At 59.2% G+C, this 13,735-nt stretch carries 13 protein-coding genes; all 13 read left to right on the forward strand.

Going from position 1 to position 13,735, the window contains the following annotated elements:
- Positions 1-6: 6 nt before the first annotated feature.
- The 13 genes from plsX (at position 7) to D781_RS08780 (ending at position 13,701) form a co-directional block, all read left to right on the forward strand.
- Complete coding sequence (gene plsX, locus D781_RS08720; RefSeq protein WP_015671948.1) at positions 7-1,041, forward strand: phosphate acyltransferase PlsX; 1,035 nt, start codon at positions 7-9, stop codon at positions 1,039-1,041.
- Positions 1,042-1,047: 6 nt separating this feature from the next.
- Positions 1,048-2,001, forward strand: a complete 954-nt coding sequence (locus D781_RS08725; protein ID WP_015671949.1) for a beta-ketoacyl-ACP synthase III — start codon at positions 1,048-1,050, stop codon at positions 1,999-2,001.
- A 16-nt stretch (positions 2,002-2,017) separates the two neighbouring features.
- Positions 2,018-2,947: an ACP S-malonyltransferase gene (gene fabD / locus D781_RS08730; protein WP_015671950.1), complete on the forward strand. Its 930-nt coding sequence runs from the start codon at positions 2,018-2,020 to the stop codon at positions 2,945-2,947.
- Positions 2,948-2,958: 11 nt separating this feature from the next.
- On the forward strand, positions 2,959-3,693 hold the full coding sequence (gene fabG / locus D781_RS08735) for a 3-oxoacyl-ACP reductase FabG (RefSeq protein ID WP_015671951.1): 735 nt from the start codon (positions 2,959-2,961) through the stop codon (positions 3,691-3,693).
- Between the two features lie 154 nt (positions 3,694-3,847).
- Entirely contained in the window at positions 3,848-4,084 is a 237-nt protein-coding gene (acpP, locus tag D781_RS08740) for an acyl carrier protein (RefSeq protein WP_015671952.1), read from the forward strand.
- A 79-nt stretch (positions 4,085-4,163) separates the two neighbouring features.
- Entirely contained in the window at positions 4,164-5,405 is a 1,242-nt protein-coding gene (gene fabF / locus D781_RS08745) for a beta-ketoacyl-ACP synthase II (RefSeq protein WP_015671953.1), read from the forward strand.
- Positions 5,406-5,525: 120 nt separating this feature from the next.
- Positions 5,526-6,323, forward strand: coding sequence for an aminodeoxychorismate lyase (gene pabC, locus D781_RS08750; protein WP_015671954.1), 798 nt, complete (start codon positions 5,526-5,528; stop codon positions 6,321-6,323).
- A gap of 12 nt (positions 6,324-6,335) precedes the next feature.
- Positions 6,336-7,355, forward strand: coding sequence for an endolytic transglycosylase MltG (gene mltG / locus D781_RS08755; RefSeq protein WP_015671955.1), 1,020 nt, complete (start codon positions 6,336-6,338; stop codon positions 7,353-7,355).
- Entirely contained in the window at positions 7,345-7,983 is a 639-nt protein-coding gene (gene tmk / locus D781_RS08760; RefSeq protein ID WP_015671956.1) for a dTMP kinase, read from the forward strand. Before mltG ends, tmk begins: the two co-directional genes overlap by 11 nt.
- The gene (holB, locus tag D781_RS08765; RefSeq protein WP_015671957.1) at positions 7,983-8,993 is read left to right on the forward strand and encodes a DNA polymerase III subunit delta'; all 1,011 of its coding nucleotides are present in this window, start codon (positions 7,983-7,985) and stop codon (positions 8,991-8,993) included. The genes tmk and holB overlap by 1 nt, the downstream gene beginning before the upstream one ends.
- Before the next feature lie 14 nt (positions 8,994-9,007).
- Positions 9,008-9,784 (forward strand): metal-dependent hydrolase, encoded by a 777-nt coding sequence (locus D781_RS08770; protein ID WP_015671958.1) that lies wholly within the window; start codon positions 9,008-9,010, stop codon positions 9,782-9,784.
- Between the two features lie 339 nt (positions 9,785-10,123).
- Entirely contained in the window at positions 10,124-11,557 is a 1,434-nt protein-coding gene (gene ptsG / locus D781_RS08775; protein ID WP_015671959.1) for a PTS glucose transporter subunit IIBC, read from the forward strand.
- 413 nt (positions 11,558-11,970) lie between these two features.
- Positions 11,971-13,701, forward strand: a complete 1,731-nt coding sequence (locus D781_RS08780; protein ID WP_015671960.1) for a ShlB/FhaC/HecB family hemolysin secretion/activation protein — start codon at positions 11,971-11,973, stop codon at positions 13,699-13,701.
- Positions 13,702-13,735 lie beyond the last annotated feature (34 nt).

Consider the following 13,735-nt stretch of genomic DNA (forward strand, 5'->3'; position numbering starts at 1 on the left):
GATACCTTGACTCGTCTAACCCTGGCGTTAGATGCAATGGGCGGGGACTTCGGTCCCTGCGTCACAGTGCCTGCTTCATTGCAGGCACTGGCCTCTAATTTACAGCTCCATCTTCTGCTCGTCGGCGATCCTGACGCCATCTCCCCCTTACTTGCCAACGCCGATCCGCATTTGCTGGAGCGTCTGCAAGTCGTGCCTGCAGCATCGGTCATTGCCGACGACGCCAAGCTCTCTCAGGCGATCCGCGCCAGCCGCGGCACCTCGATGCGCGTGGCGCTGGAGCAGGTGAACAGCGGCGCGGCGCAGGCGTGCATCAGCGCCGGCAATACCGGCGTGCTGATGGGGCTGGCTAAACTGTTGCTCAAGCCGCTGGACGGCATTGAGCGCCCGGCGCTGATGACGGTGCTGCCGAATCAGCAGCGCAGTAAAACCGTGGTGCTCGATCTGGGCGCGAACGTGGAATGCGACAGCACGATGCTGGTGCAGTTTGCCGTGATGGGCGCGGTGATGGCGGAAGAAGTGGTCGGTATCGCGCAGCCGCGCGTGGCGCTGCTCAATATTGGCGAAGAAGAGAGCAAAGGTTTAGATAATATTCGCGAAGCCGCCGCCGTATTAAGAAAAACTCCGACAATCAACTATATTGGTTATCTGGAAGGCAATGATCTGCTCACAGGTAAAACCGATGTTATGGTCTGCGACGGCTTTGTCGGCAATGTTACGCTGAAAACCATGGAAGGCGTAATAAGGCTATTTTTATCGCTGCTGAAATCGTCAGGCGACGGTGGCAAGCAGGCGTGGTGGTTAACATGGTTGGGCCGTTGGCTGCAAAAACGGATGGCGGGACGCTTCGGCCACCTGAACCCCGACCAGTATAATGGTGCATGTCTGTTAGGATTGCGGGGCACCGTAATCAAGAGCCACGGCGCTGCGAACCAGAAGGCGTTTGCGGTAGCTATTGAACAGGCTGTGCAGGCGGTGCAGCGGCAAATCCCCAACCGGATTGCGGCGCGCCTTGAGGCTGTATTACCCAAGAGTGACTGATCGTACATGTATACAAAGATTCTCGGTACGGGGAGTTATTTACCCGTACAAGTGCGCACCAATGCTGATTTAGAAAAAATGGTGGATACCTCGGACGAGTGGATCGTAACGCGTACCGGCATCCGTGAACGTCGTATCGCCGCTGCGGATGAAAACGTGGCGACCATGGGATTCCAGGCGGCGTCCAACGCGCTGGCGATGGCCGGCGTGGCCAAGGAAGACGTCGGCCTGATTATTGTGGCGACCACCACATCCAGCCACGCCTTCCCAAGCTCGGCCTGTCAGATTCAGAACATGCTGGGCATTAAAGACTGCGCGGCGTTCGATCTGGCGGCGGCCTGCGCCGGGTTTACCTATGCGCTGAGCGTGGCTGACCAATACATTAAAAATGGCGCGGTGAAGCATGCGCTGGTGATCGGCGCCGACGTGCTGTCGCGCACGCTGGATCCTGAAGACCGCGGCACCATCATCCTGTTTGGCGATGGTGCGGGCGCGGTGGTGCTGGGCGCTTCCGAGCAGCCGGGCATCCTGTCCACCCATCTGCACGCGGACGGCCACTACGGCGATCTGTTGACGCTGGCGTACAAAGACCGTCAGGATAAAGACAAGCCGGCGTATGTCACCATGGCGGGCAATGAAGTCTTTAAAGTGGCGGTAACCGAGCTGGCGCATATCGTCGATGAAACGCTGAGCGCCAACAACCTGGACCGCAGCGAGCTGGACTGGCTGGTGCCGCATCAGGCCAACCTGCGCATCATCAGCGCGACGGCGAAGAAGCTGGGTATGGGGATGGACAAAGTGGTGGTGACGCTCGACAGACACGGCAACACCTCCGCCGCCTCGGTACCGGCGGCGCTCGATGAAGCCGTACGCGACGGACGCATTCAGCGCGGTCAGCTGGTACTGCTCGAAGCCTTTGGCGGCGGCTTTACCTGGGGCTCGGCGCTGGTTCGTTTCTGATTGACAGGAAATAAAAATGACGCAATTTGCTTTTGTTTTTCCGGGCCAGGGGTCGCAGACCGTTGGCATGCTGGCCGAACTGGCTGCTGAATTCCCGGTGGTTGAACAGACGTTTGGCGAGGCATCCGCCGCGTTGGGCTACGATCTGTGGCAGCTGGTGCAGCAGGGGCCGGCCGAAGAGCTGAATAAAACCTGGCAGACGCAGCCTGCGCTGCTGGCCGCCTCGGTGGCGATTTTCCGCGTATGGCAGCAGCAGGGCGGCGATGCGCCAGCGCTGATGGCTGGCCATAGCCTGGGCGAATACTCCGCGCTGGTGTGCGCCGGCGTGCTGGATTTCCAGGAGGCGGTACGCCTGGTTGAGCTGCGCGGCAAACTGATGCAGGAAGCGGTGCCGGCGGGAACCGGTGCGATGTATGCGATTATCGGTCTGGACAATGAGTCCATCGCCAAAGCCTGCGCCGACGCGGCGGAAGGCCAGGTGGTCTCTCCGGTCAACTTCAACTCACCGGGTCAGGTGGTGATTGCCGGCAACAAAGAAGCCGTTGAGCGCGCAGGCGCGGCCTGTAAAGCCGCCGGCGCCAAGCGCGCGCTGCCGCTGCCGGTCAGCGTACCTTCCCACTGTGCGCTGATGAAGCCGGCGGCCGACAAACTGGCCGTTGCACTGGAGGCGGTGACCTTCAATGCGCCGCAGATCCCGGTGGTGAACAACGTCGACGTGAAGATCGAAAACGATCCTCAGGCGATCCGCAGCGCGTTGGTGCGTCAGCTGTACAGCCCGGTGCGTTGGACGGAAAGCGTAGAATTTATCTCAGCGCAGGGCGTCAGCTCTCTGCTGGAAGTCGGCCCGGGCAAGGTGCTCACCGGCCTGACCAAGCGTATCGTTGATACCATGACGGCGGCGGCGGTCAATGACCCTGCAACCCTGTCGGCGGCGCTTGCACAATAAAGAGGAAAACAATGAGCTTCGAAGGAAAAGTTGTTCTGGTCACCGGCGCCAGCCGTGGTATTGGCCGCGCGGTGGCGGAATCGTTTGTTGCGCGCGGTGCCAAGGTGATCGGCACGGCGACCAGTGAAAAAGGCGCTGAAGCGATCAGCGACTATTTGGGCGCAAGCGGTAAAGGGTTCATGCTGAACGTGGTCGATGCGCAATCTATCGACAGCGTTTTAGAATCTATTCGCGCAGAATTTGGCGAAATCGACATTTTAGTGAATAATGCCGGTATTACGCGTGATAATCTGCTGATGCGTATGAAGGAAGACGAGTGGCAGGATATCCTGGACACCAACCTGACTTCCGTATTCCGTCTGTCAAAAGCGGTAATGCGAGCTATGATGAAAAAGCGTTTTGGCCGTATCATCACCATCGGTTCCGTGGTTGGTACCATGGGGAACGCAGGGCAGGCAAACTATGCGGCGGCTAAAGCCGGCCTGATTGGCTTTAGCAAGTCCTTGGCACGTGAAGTTGCTTCTCGTGGCATTACGGTCAACGTCGTGGCGCCCGGTTTTATTGAAACGGACATGACACGGGCGTTGACAGAAGAACAGCGTGCAGGCATTTTGGCATCTGTACCGGCCAACCGGCTTGGGGATGCTAAAGAAATCGCCAGCGCTGTTGCATTTTTAGCCTCTGATGAGGCTGGCTATATCACCGGTGAGACCTTACATGTCAATGGCGGCATGTACATGGTCTAAAAAATGCGAAAACTATTTGCGTTATTTGAGGTAAAAACCGCAAAATAGCGTAAAATCGTGGTTTGACCAGCCGGGATTTAGTTGCATCTTTTTCAACATTTTATACACTACGAAAACCATCGCGAAAGCGAGTTTTGATAGGAAATTTAAGAGTATGAGCACTATCGAAGAACGCGTTAAGAAAATCATTGTTGAGCAGCTGGGTGTTAAAGAGGACGAAGTGGTAAATAGCGCTTCTTTCGTTGAAGACCTGGGCGCCGATTCTCTTGACACCGTTGAACTGGTAATGGCACTGGAAGAAGAATTCGACACCGAGATTCCAGACGAAGAAGCTGAGAAAATCACTACTGTTCAGGCAGCTATTGATTTCATCAACGCTAGCCAGCAGTAAGCGAACATATCTAGGCGGTCACTCGACCGCCTAAGTTTTTCTATCCTAGTGTCATATTATCCCTCCTTGGAGGACAAACGTGTCTAAGCGTCGAGTAGTTGTGACCGGACTGGGCATGTTGTCTCCTGTCGGCAACACGGTCGAGTCCACATGGAACGCACTTCTTGCCGGTCAGAGTGGCATCAGCCTGATTGACCATTTCGATACTACAGCCTATGCAACCAAGTTTGCCGGCTTAGTAAAGAATTTTAATTCTGAAGATTTCATCTCGCGCAAAGATGCGCGCAAGATGGATCTGTTTATCCAGTACGGTATCGCTGCCGGCATGCAGGCCATGCAGGACGCCGGATTGGAGATCACCGAGGCTAACGCCGGCCGTATTGGCGCCGCAATTGGCTCCGGCATTGGCGGCCTGGGTCTGATCGAAGAAAACCACAGCTCGCTGGTTAACGGCGGTCCGCGCAAGATCAGCCCGTTCTTTGTGCCGTCGACCATCGTGAACATGATTGCCGGCCACCTGACCATCATGTATGGCATGCGCGGCCCGAGCATTTCCATTGCCACCGCCTGTACGTCCGGCGTGCACAATATCGGCCATGCGGCGCGTATCATTGCCTACAATGATGCCGACGTGATGCTGGCCGGCGGCGCAGAGAAAGCCAGTACGCCGCTGGGCGTAGGCGGCTTCGGCGCCGCACGCGCGCTCTCCACCCGCAATGACGATCCGCAGGCCGCCAGCCGCCCTTGGGATAAAGACCGTGACGGTTTTGTTCTGGGCGACGGCGCTGGCATGATGGTGCTCGAAGAGTACGAACATGCGAAAAAACGCGGCGCGAAAATTTATGCGGAAGTGGTCGGCTTTGGTATGAGCAGCGATGCCTACCATATGACGTCACCGCCGGAAAACGGTGCGGGTGCTGCGTTGGCGATGGCGAACGCCCTGAGCGATGCCGGCCTCAACGCCGGGCAAATCGGTTATATCAATGCTCACGGCACCTCTACCCCGGCAGGCGACAAAGCCGAGGCAGAGGCGGTGAAATCGATATTCGGCGCCGATGCTGCTCAGGTGATGGTCAGCTCGACAAAATCCATGACCGGTCACCTGTTAGGGGCGGCGGGGGCGATTGAGTCGATCTTCACCGTGCTGGCACTGCGCGATCAGGCCGTACCGCCAACCATCAACCTGGATAACCCGGATGAAGGTTGCGATCTGGACTTCGTGCCGCATGAAGCGCGTCAGACCAAAGATATGGAGTACACGCTGTGTAACTCCTTCGGTTTTGGCGGCACCAACGGCTCGTTGATTTTCCGTCGCGCGTAACGTTGCTGCGTCGCAGGTTAAAAGCCCGGTTCTTACCGGGCTTTTTTATGTCCGCCGTTCAGGATTTTGCGCCGCGCCTGTTATCCTGTAGGGCGCAAGATGAGATGCAGGGGAAGAGCCATGTACTGGATTAATGGAAAGCAGAGCGACACGCTGGCGGCCGGCGATCGCGGCATACAGTTCGGCGACGGCTGTTTTACCACCGCGCGTGCGGTCGATGGCCGGGTGGAACTGCTGCCCTGGCACCTTGAACGCCTGCAGCAGGGGGCGCAGCGTCTGCTGCTGCCGCCGTTGGACTGGGCGACGCTGGAGCAGGAAATACGTCAGGCGGCAGAATCAATCCGCTTTGGTGTGGTCAAAACCATCGTGACGCGGGGCAGCGGCGGGCGCGGCTATAGCCCTGCCGGCTGTGAGCGTCCCACCCGCATCGTGTCATGCGGCGCGTATCCGCAGCACTATCTGTCATGGCGCGAGCAGGGCGTCAGCCTGGCGTTAAGCCCGGTGCCGCTGGCGCGTAACCCGCTGCTGGCGGGGATTAAACATCTGAACCGGCTGGAGCAGGTGTTGATCCGTGCGCATCTTGAGCAGACTGACGCCGACGAGGCGCTGGTGCTTGACACCGCAGGGCTGCTGGTGGAATGCTGTGCGGCTAATTTATTCTGGCGTAAGGGGAAAGCGGTATATACCCCGGATTTGAGCCAGTCTGGCGTGGCTGGCCTGATGCGCCGCCGGGTGATTGAGTTACTGACGGACAGCGAATATACGCTGCATTACGTCGCCGAACCGCCGGAAACGCTGGCGACGGCGGAAGAGGTATTGATCAGTAACGCGCTGATGCCGTTATTGCCGGTCAATGCCGCCCATTTATGGCGCTATGATTCGCGCCGGCTGTATGAGTTTTTACGACACCACATTTAACCAGGCCGATTAATGAAGAAAGTAAAGTTTGTTGCACTGCTCGTCGTCGTGATTTTGGCCCTGCTGTTCTGGGGCTATCAGAAGGTTGAACGCTTTGCCGATACGCCGCTGGCGATTCAGCAGGAAGCGATCTTTAAACTGCCGGCGGGCACCGGCCGGGTGGCACTGGAAGGGCTGCTGGTGCGCGACAAACTGATCCGCAACGGAAAATGGTTCCCGTGGTTGCTGAAAATTGAGCCTAAGCTGGCGGCATTTAAAGCCGGCACCTACCGTTTCACTCCGGGCATGACGGTGCGCCAGATGCTGGAACTGCTGGCCAGCGGCAAAGAGGCGCAGTTCAACGCGCGGTTTATTGAAGGTTCACGCCTGAGCGACTGGATGAGCATTCTGCAGCAAGCCAAGTACCTGAAGCATACGCTGGCGGGTAAAAGCGAGGCGGAAATCGCCGCCGCGCTGGGCATGCCGGCAGGCACGCACCCGGAAGGGCGTCTGTACCCGGATACCTATTCCTATACCGCCGGCATGAGCGATATCGCTCTGCTCAAGCGCGCCCATACGCGGATGGAAAAGGCGCTGGATGAGGCCTGGCAGCAGCGTGACAAGGCGCTGCCGTATAAAACGCCGGAACAGCTGCTGACCATGGCTTCCATTATCGAGAAAGAGACCGCGGTGGCGGCGGAGCGCGGCAAAGTGGCGTCGGTATTCGTCAACCGCCTGCGCATCGGTATGCGGCTGCAGACCGATCCGACGGTGATCTACGGCATGGGCGCACGCTATACTGGTACCATTACCCGTAAGGATCTGGATACGTCGACCGCCTATAACACCTATACCATCAGCGGGCTGCCGCCGACGCCGATCGCCATGCCGAGCCAGGCGTCGCTGACGGCGGCGTCGCAGCCGGAAAAAACGCCTTATCTCTATTTTGTTGCTGACGGCAAGGGTGGACACACCTTTACCACCAATCTGGCCAGCCATAATAAGGCGGTGCGGGTTTACCGCCAGCTAGTGAAGGAAAAGAATGAAAAGTAAATTCGTGGTTATTGAGGGGCTGGAAGGCGCGGGAAAAACCACCGCGCGTGATACGGTCGTCAGCGTATTGCGCGAACACGGTATCGAGGACATGGTCTTTACCCGTGAGCCGGGCGGTACGCCGCTGGCGGAAAAACTGCGCGATCTGTTTAAGCGCGGCCATGAAGGCGAGCTGCCCACCATCAAGGCGGAAGTGCTGATGCTGTATGCGGCGCGGGTGCAGCTGGTTGAAACGGTGATTAAACCGGCGCTGGCGCGCGGCGCCTGGGTGGTCGGCGACCGTCATGACCTGTCGTCTCAGGCCTATCAGGGCGGCGGGCGCGGCGTCGACCCTCAGCTGATGGCGTCGCTGCGGGATACCGTTCTGGGTGATTTCCGCCCCGATCTGACCCTGTATCTCGATCTGCCGCCGCTGGTCGGGCTGCAGCGTGCGCAGGCGCGCGGCGCGCTGGATCGCATTGAGCAAGAGGCGCTGCCGTTCTTTGAACGTACGCGCGAGCGCTATCTGCAGCTGGCGGCGGCGGACGACGCGATCGTGACCGTCGATGCGGCGCAGACGCTGGAACAGGTCACCGCTGACATTCGTCAATGCGTCAGCGCGTGGCTGCTGCAACAGGAAACGGCCTGATGAATTGGTATCCGTGGCTGAATACGCCTTATCGTCAACTCGTCGGGCAGTATGCCGGCGGGCGCGGTCACCATGCGCTGCTGCTGCATGCGGCGGCCGGCAACGGCGACGACGCGCTGATTTACGCCATCAGCCGCTGGCTGATTTGCCAGCGCCGCAACGGAGAAAAAAGCTGCGGCGAGTGCCACAGTTGCCGCCTGATGCTGGCGGGCAGCCATCCGGATTACCACGTGCTGGCGGCGGAGAAGGGCAAAAGCAGCCTGGGCATCGAGCCGGTGCGTCAGCTGAGCGAAGCCCTGTATGCCCATGCGCAGCAGGGCGGCGCCAAAGTGGTGTGGTTGCCGCAGGCGGAGCAGCTGACCGAAGCGGCGGCCAATGCGCTGCTCAAAACGCTGGAAGAGCCGCCGGCGCACACCTATTTTCTGTTGAGCTGCCGCGAACCCTCCAACCTGCTGGCGACGTTGCGCAGCCGCTGCCTGTACTGGCACCTGTCCAGCCCTGAGGAAGCGCTGAGCCAGCAGTGGCTGGAGCGCCAGGGCGTTGCCGGCGCCCGGACGGATTGCCTGACGGCGCTGCGCCTGCATGACGGTGCGCCGCTGGCCGCCGAACGCCTGCTGCAGCCGGAGCGCTGGCAGCAGCGCAGTGTGCTGTGTGCGGCGCTCGCTAAGGCGCTGCAGTCGCAGGATATGCTGCAGCTGTTGCCGCAGCTGAATCACGATGACGTCGCCGAGCGGCTGCACTGGCTGTGCGCGCTGCTGATGGACGCGATGAAGTGGCAGCAGGGCGCCGCGGCGTTTGTGCTCAATCAGGATCAGCAGCCGCTGGTGCAGCTGTTGGCCGCGCGGCTGAGCTGCAGCTCGCTGCAGCATAGCGTGCAGCAGTGGCTGCACTGCCGGCATCAATTACTCAGCGTGGTGGGCGTTAACCGCGAACTGCTGCTGACCGAACGCCTGCTGGGCTGGGAACAGATGTTCGCAGCCGCCGGCTATTCTCACCCTCATTCGCTGTAAAAGAGTTAAACATTATGTTGTTAGTCGATTCTCACTGTCACCTCGACAGCCTGGACTACCAGGCATTACACCAGAACGTGGACGACGCGCTGGCGAAAGCCAAGGCGCGCGACGTGGGCTATGTGCTGGCGGTGGCCACCACTCTGCCGGGCTACCGTTCGATGACGGCGCTGATTGGCGATCGTCCCGACGTGGCGTTCTCCTGCGGCGTGCACCCGTTAAACCTGGAAGGCGGCTATGACTATGCTGAGCTGCGCCAGCTGGCAGCGGCGGAGCAGGTGGTGGCGCTGGGAGAGACCGGGCTGGACTATTTCTACCAGAAGGATAACTGGGCGCTGCAGCAGGAGTCGTTCCGCCAGCATATCCGCATCGGCCGCGAGCTGAACAAGCCGGTGATCGTGCATACCCGCGATGCGCGGGAAGACACGCTGGCGATCCTGCGTGAAGAGCAGGTGCAGGAGTGCGGCGGCGTGCTGCACTGCTTTACCGAAGACCGGGCGACCGCAGAGGTGCTGTTGGACCTGGGCTTTTATATCTCCTTCTCCGGCATTGTCACTTTCCGTAACGCCGAGCAGCTGCGCGACGTGGCGCGCTATGTGCCGCTGGACCGCATGCTGGTGGAAACCGACTCGCCTTATCTGGCCCCGGTGCCGCACCGTGGCAAAGAGAATCAGCCTGCCTATGTGCGCGACGTGGCTGAATACATGGCCGTACTGAAAGGCGTAAGCCTGGAAGAACTGGCCGCCGCCACTACTGCCAATTTTTCTCGCTTATTTCACATCAAATTCTGATTCATGACCTAGTCTTAGGTTGCCAGCGTTGCACACGTAATTATTTTAACTCTCGTAATTAATCGGCTGAACGGGTAAGGTTCCACCCCCGTTCGGCCCGTTAACGGATGTGCTTTCATCATTTTTTACAAAAAAACACCAATTTCAGAAATAGTAGCAGGGTTATTGATTGAAACGTGACTGCCATCAAACAATGTTTGGGGTATTTATTTTACTCTTCGTAAAAATTCAAGGGGTGCTCAGACACCCTGAATTGTAGAGGGTTTTTGTTCCCCTCTGCAGCGCAAAAAGCGCGCAACAAGAAGTCGCTAAGCCTATTACTCAGGAGCACACTCAACTATGTTCAAGAATGCATTCGCAAACCTACAAAAAGTAGGTAAATCGCTGATGCTGCCGGTATCCGTACTGCCTATTGCAGGTATCCTGCTGGGCGTCGGTTCTGCCAACTTTAGCTGGCTGCCGGCGGTAGTCTCGCATGTGATGGCGGAGGCGGGCGGTTCCGTGTTTGCCAATATGCCGCTGATTTTCGCCATCGGCGTGGCGCTGGGCTTCACCAATAACGACGGCGTTTCCGCGCTGGCGGCGGTAGTGGCTTACGGCATCATGGTAAAAACCATGGCGGTGGTGGCGCCGCTGGTGCTGCATCTGCCGGCCGAAGAGATTGCCGCCAAACACCTGGCGGATACCGGCGTGCTCGGGGGGATTATCTCCGGCGCCATTGCGGCCTATATGTTTAACCGCTTCTTCCGCATTCAGCTGCCGGAATACCTCGGCTTCTTCGCCGGTAAACGCTTTGTGCCGATTATCTCCGGCCTGGCGGCGATCGTACTGGGCGTGCTGCTTTCCTTTATCTGGCCGCCAATCGGCAGCGCCATTCAGACCTTCTCGCAGTGGGCTGCCTATCAGAACCCGGTCGTGGCGTTCGGCATCTACGGCGTCGTTGAGCGTTCTCTGGTGCCGTTCGGTCTGCACCATATCTGGAACGTGCCGTTCCAGATGCAAATCGGCGAGTTCACCAACGCAGCAGGCCAGGTGTTCCACGGCGATATCCCGCGCTATATGGCGGGTGACCCGACCGCGGGCAAACTGTCCGGCGGCTTCCTGTTCAAAATGTACGGCCTGCCGGCGGCGGCTATCGCCATTTGGCACTCGGCGAAGCCTGAGAACCGCGCGAAAGTGGGCGGCATCATGATCTCCGCGGCGCTGACCTCGTTCCTGACCGGGATTACCGAGCCAATCGAATTCTCCTTCATGTTCGTGGCGCCGGTGCTGTATGCTATCCACGCCATTCTGGCCGGCCTGGCGTTCCCGATCTGTATTCTGCTCGGCATGCGCGACGGCACCAGCTTCTCACACGGTCTGATCGACTTTATCGTACTGAGCGGCAACAGCAGCAAAATCTGGCTGTTCCCGATTGTCGGCATCATTTACGGTCTGGTGTACTACACCATCTTCCGCGTGCTGATTGCCAAGCTGGATCTGAAGACCCCGGGTCGTGAAGACAGCACCGCCGACCAAAGCGCGCAGGGCGGCACGGAAATGTCCGCGGCGCTGGTGCAGGCGTTCGGCGGTAAAGACAACATCACCAACCTGGATGCCTGTATCACCCGTCTGCGCGTCAGCGTGGCCGACGTGTCCAAGGTTGACCAGGCCGGGCTGAAGAAACTGGGCGCTGCCGGCGTAGTGGTTGCCGGTTCCGGCGTGCAGGCTATCTTCGGTACCAAATCCGATAACCTGAAAACCGATATGGATGAATATATCCGTAATCACTGATTCAGATGGGCATCAACGGGAGGGAGGCGCAAGCCTCCCTTTTTTTTTGCTAGCTGACTAACATTAATTTATCCCCATTCACATTGGGACCCCCTGTTATCCATGCATTAATCACACCGTTTACGGTAGCCGTAATGAGGGTTTTTCGTGATGCCGACCCGTAGGGAAAGAGGGCGGATAAATAGCGTTTTGCCATAAGTAGGACACAGGGAACCTATTTCATGCCGTATCCTATTACCCGCACCTGGTAAATTTAGGTTTTTATCCGCTTGTTTTCTTTATTAAAAGCTGAAATAACCACAAATATAAGTACATCTCTCCAAAAGCCACAAAATCAATAAGACTTTGCTTGATTTTCATCGGTCGGATTGGATAATTCGGCAAATATAAATTTATGAAACGGAATTCATAACATGAAAAGGAATTTATCCTCGCGGGTATGGCGGAGGACGCTGCCTGCTTCGCTGGCCGCCGGCTTATTATTCACACACTCGCTGCCGATATATGGTGCGCCGGTGGCGGATGGCGTATTGCAAAACGCCGCCGCACGGGATGCGCAGGAGCAGCAGCGTCAGCAGGAGCGTGAACGCGTGCTGCAGCAGCAGAATGCGCCGCACAGCGACGTGCGCCTGAGCCGTCCCGAGGTCGCGCTGCCTGACTACCCGTCTGACGAACACCCCTGTTTTACCATCAACAGCCTGCAGCTGGTCGGCGAAGCGGCGGCGCGCTTTCAGTGGGCGCTGGACGCCGCGGAAGACGCCAAAGGCCGCTGTCTGGGCCAGCAGGGCATCGTGCTGGCAATCAATAAGGTGCAGAACCGCATTCTGGCCGCAGGCTATGTCACCACCCGGGTGATGGTGCAGGAGCAGGATCTGACCCGCGGCGTGCTGACGCTGACGCTGCAGCCCGGTCGTATCGACCATGTACGTTTTGAAGAGGGGACCTCCTGGCGCGGGCGGCTGTGGAATGCGCTGCCGGCGTCGAGCGGCGATATTCTCAACCTGCGCGCGATTGAGCAGGGGCTGGAGAACTTTAAGCGCGTGCCCAGCGTCGAGGCCGATATTAAAATCGCCCCCGGCGAGCAGGAGGCGACCAGCGATCTGCGGGTGAGCTGGAAAGAGGGGCGTCCGGTGCGCCTGAGCCTGGGGCTGGACGACAGCGGTTCGAAAAGCACCGGCCGCTATCTGGGTTCCGCCACGCTGGCGATTGACGCGCCCTTTGCCCAGAACGATCTGTTCTACGCCAATATCGGCAAAAACCTGTTTGAACACGGGCCGTTCGGCAACCGTTCGCATACGCTGAACTACGTCTTCCCGATCGGCTACTGGAGCCTGGCCGCCAACTACAGCGATTACACCTACCACCAGACTATCCCCAACGCCAACGAGGTGCTGAGCTACAGCGGTAAAAGTGAAAACCTGCAGCTGACGCTGTCCCGCCTGCTGTTCCGCAACCAGTCCCATAAGCTGACGCTCACTATGCGCGCTTACCGTCGCCACGCCACCAACGCGGTCGACGGCTACAACATTGATAACCAGGAGCGCCGCACCGCCGGCTGGGAGCTGGGCGTTAACCAGCGCAGCTATCTCGGCAGCGCCACGCTGGACGCCAACCTCAACTGGCACCGCGGCACCGGAGCATTCGGCGCCAAACCGGCGCCGGAAGAGGAAACGCACAGCGGCAGCGCCCGCGTCGGCATCGCCATGGGGGATGTCAGCCTGAACCAGCCGTTTGCCCTGGGTCAGCAGCCCTGGCGCTATTACACCAGCCTGCGCGGCCAGTGGAGCGCCAACGCGCTGACGCCGCAGGAGCGGCTGGCGATCGGCGGCCGCTATACCGTGCGCGGCTTCGATGGCGAAATGTCGCTGTCCGGCGAGCGCGGCATGGTGTGGCGCAATGAGCTGGCGTGGAACGTGCAGTCCCGCGGCCATGAACTGTACACCGCGCTGGACTATGGCCGGGTGGGCGGCCCCGGCGCGCGCCGGCTGGTCGGCAAACAGCTGACGGGCGCGGCGCTGGGCGTGCGCGGCGCGCTGTGGCGCCGCTTCAGCTATGACCTGTTCGCCGGCGTACCGCTGAGCAAGCCGGACGCGTTCCACACCTCCGGCGCCACCGCCGGCTTCAGCGTAAACCTGGACATTTAATCTGCCGGACGGCCGCGGGCCGTTCACGGGATAG

The sequence above is a fragment of the Serratia sp. FGI94 genome, from assembly GCF_000330865.1.
Taxonomy (GTDB): domain Bacteria; phylum Pseudomonadota; class Gammaproteobacteria; order Enterobacterales; family Enterobacteriaceae; genus Serratia_B; species Serratia_B rubidaea.

Bases quoted from the DNA above. Each gene is read 5' to 3' on its own strand.
- D781_RS08725 (WP_015671949.1), top strand. From the start codon at position 1,048: ATGTATACAAAGATTCTCGGTACGGGGAGTTATTTACCCGTACAAGTG.
- fabD (WP_015671950.1), top strand. From the start codon at position 2,018: ATGACGCAATTTGCTTTTGTTTTTCCGGGCCAGGGGTCGCAGACCGTT.
- fabG (WP_015671951.1), top strand. From the start codon at position 2,959: ATGAGCTTCGAAGGAAAAGTTGTTCTGGTCACCGGCGCCAGCCGTGGT.
- acpP (WP_015671952.1), top strand. From the start codon at position 3,848: ATGAGCACTATCGAAGAACGCGTTAAGAAAATCATTGTTGAGCAGCTG.
- pabC (WP_015671954.1), top strand. From the start codon at position 5,526: ATGTACTGGATTAATGGAAAGCAGAGCGACACGCTGGCGGCCGGCGAT.
- mltG (WP_015671955.1), top strand. From the start codon at position 6,336: ATGAAGAAAGTAAAGTTTGTTGCACTGCTCGTCGTCGTGATTTTGGCC.
- tmk (WP_015671956.1), top strand. From the start codon at position 7,345: ATGAAAAGTAAATTCGTGGTTATTGAGGGGCTGGAAGGCGCGGGAAAA.
- holB (WP_015671957.1), top strand. From the start codon at position 7,983: ATGAATTGGTATCCGTGGCTGAATACGCCTTATCGTCAACTCGTCGGG.
- D781_RS08770 (WP_015671958.1), top strand. From the start codon at position 9,008: ATGTTGTTAGTCGATTCTCACTGTCACCTCGACAGCCTGGACTACCAG.
- ptsG (WP_015671959.1), top strand. From the start codon at position 10,124: ATGTTCAAGAATGCATTCGCAAACCTACAAAAAGTAGGTAAATCGCTG.
- D781_RS08780 (WP_015671960.1), top strand. From the start codon at position 11,971: ATGAAAAGGAATTTATCCTCGCGGGTATGGCGGAGGACGCTGCCTGCT.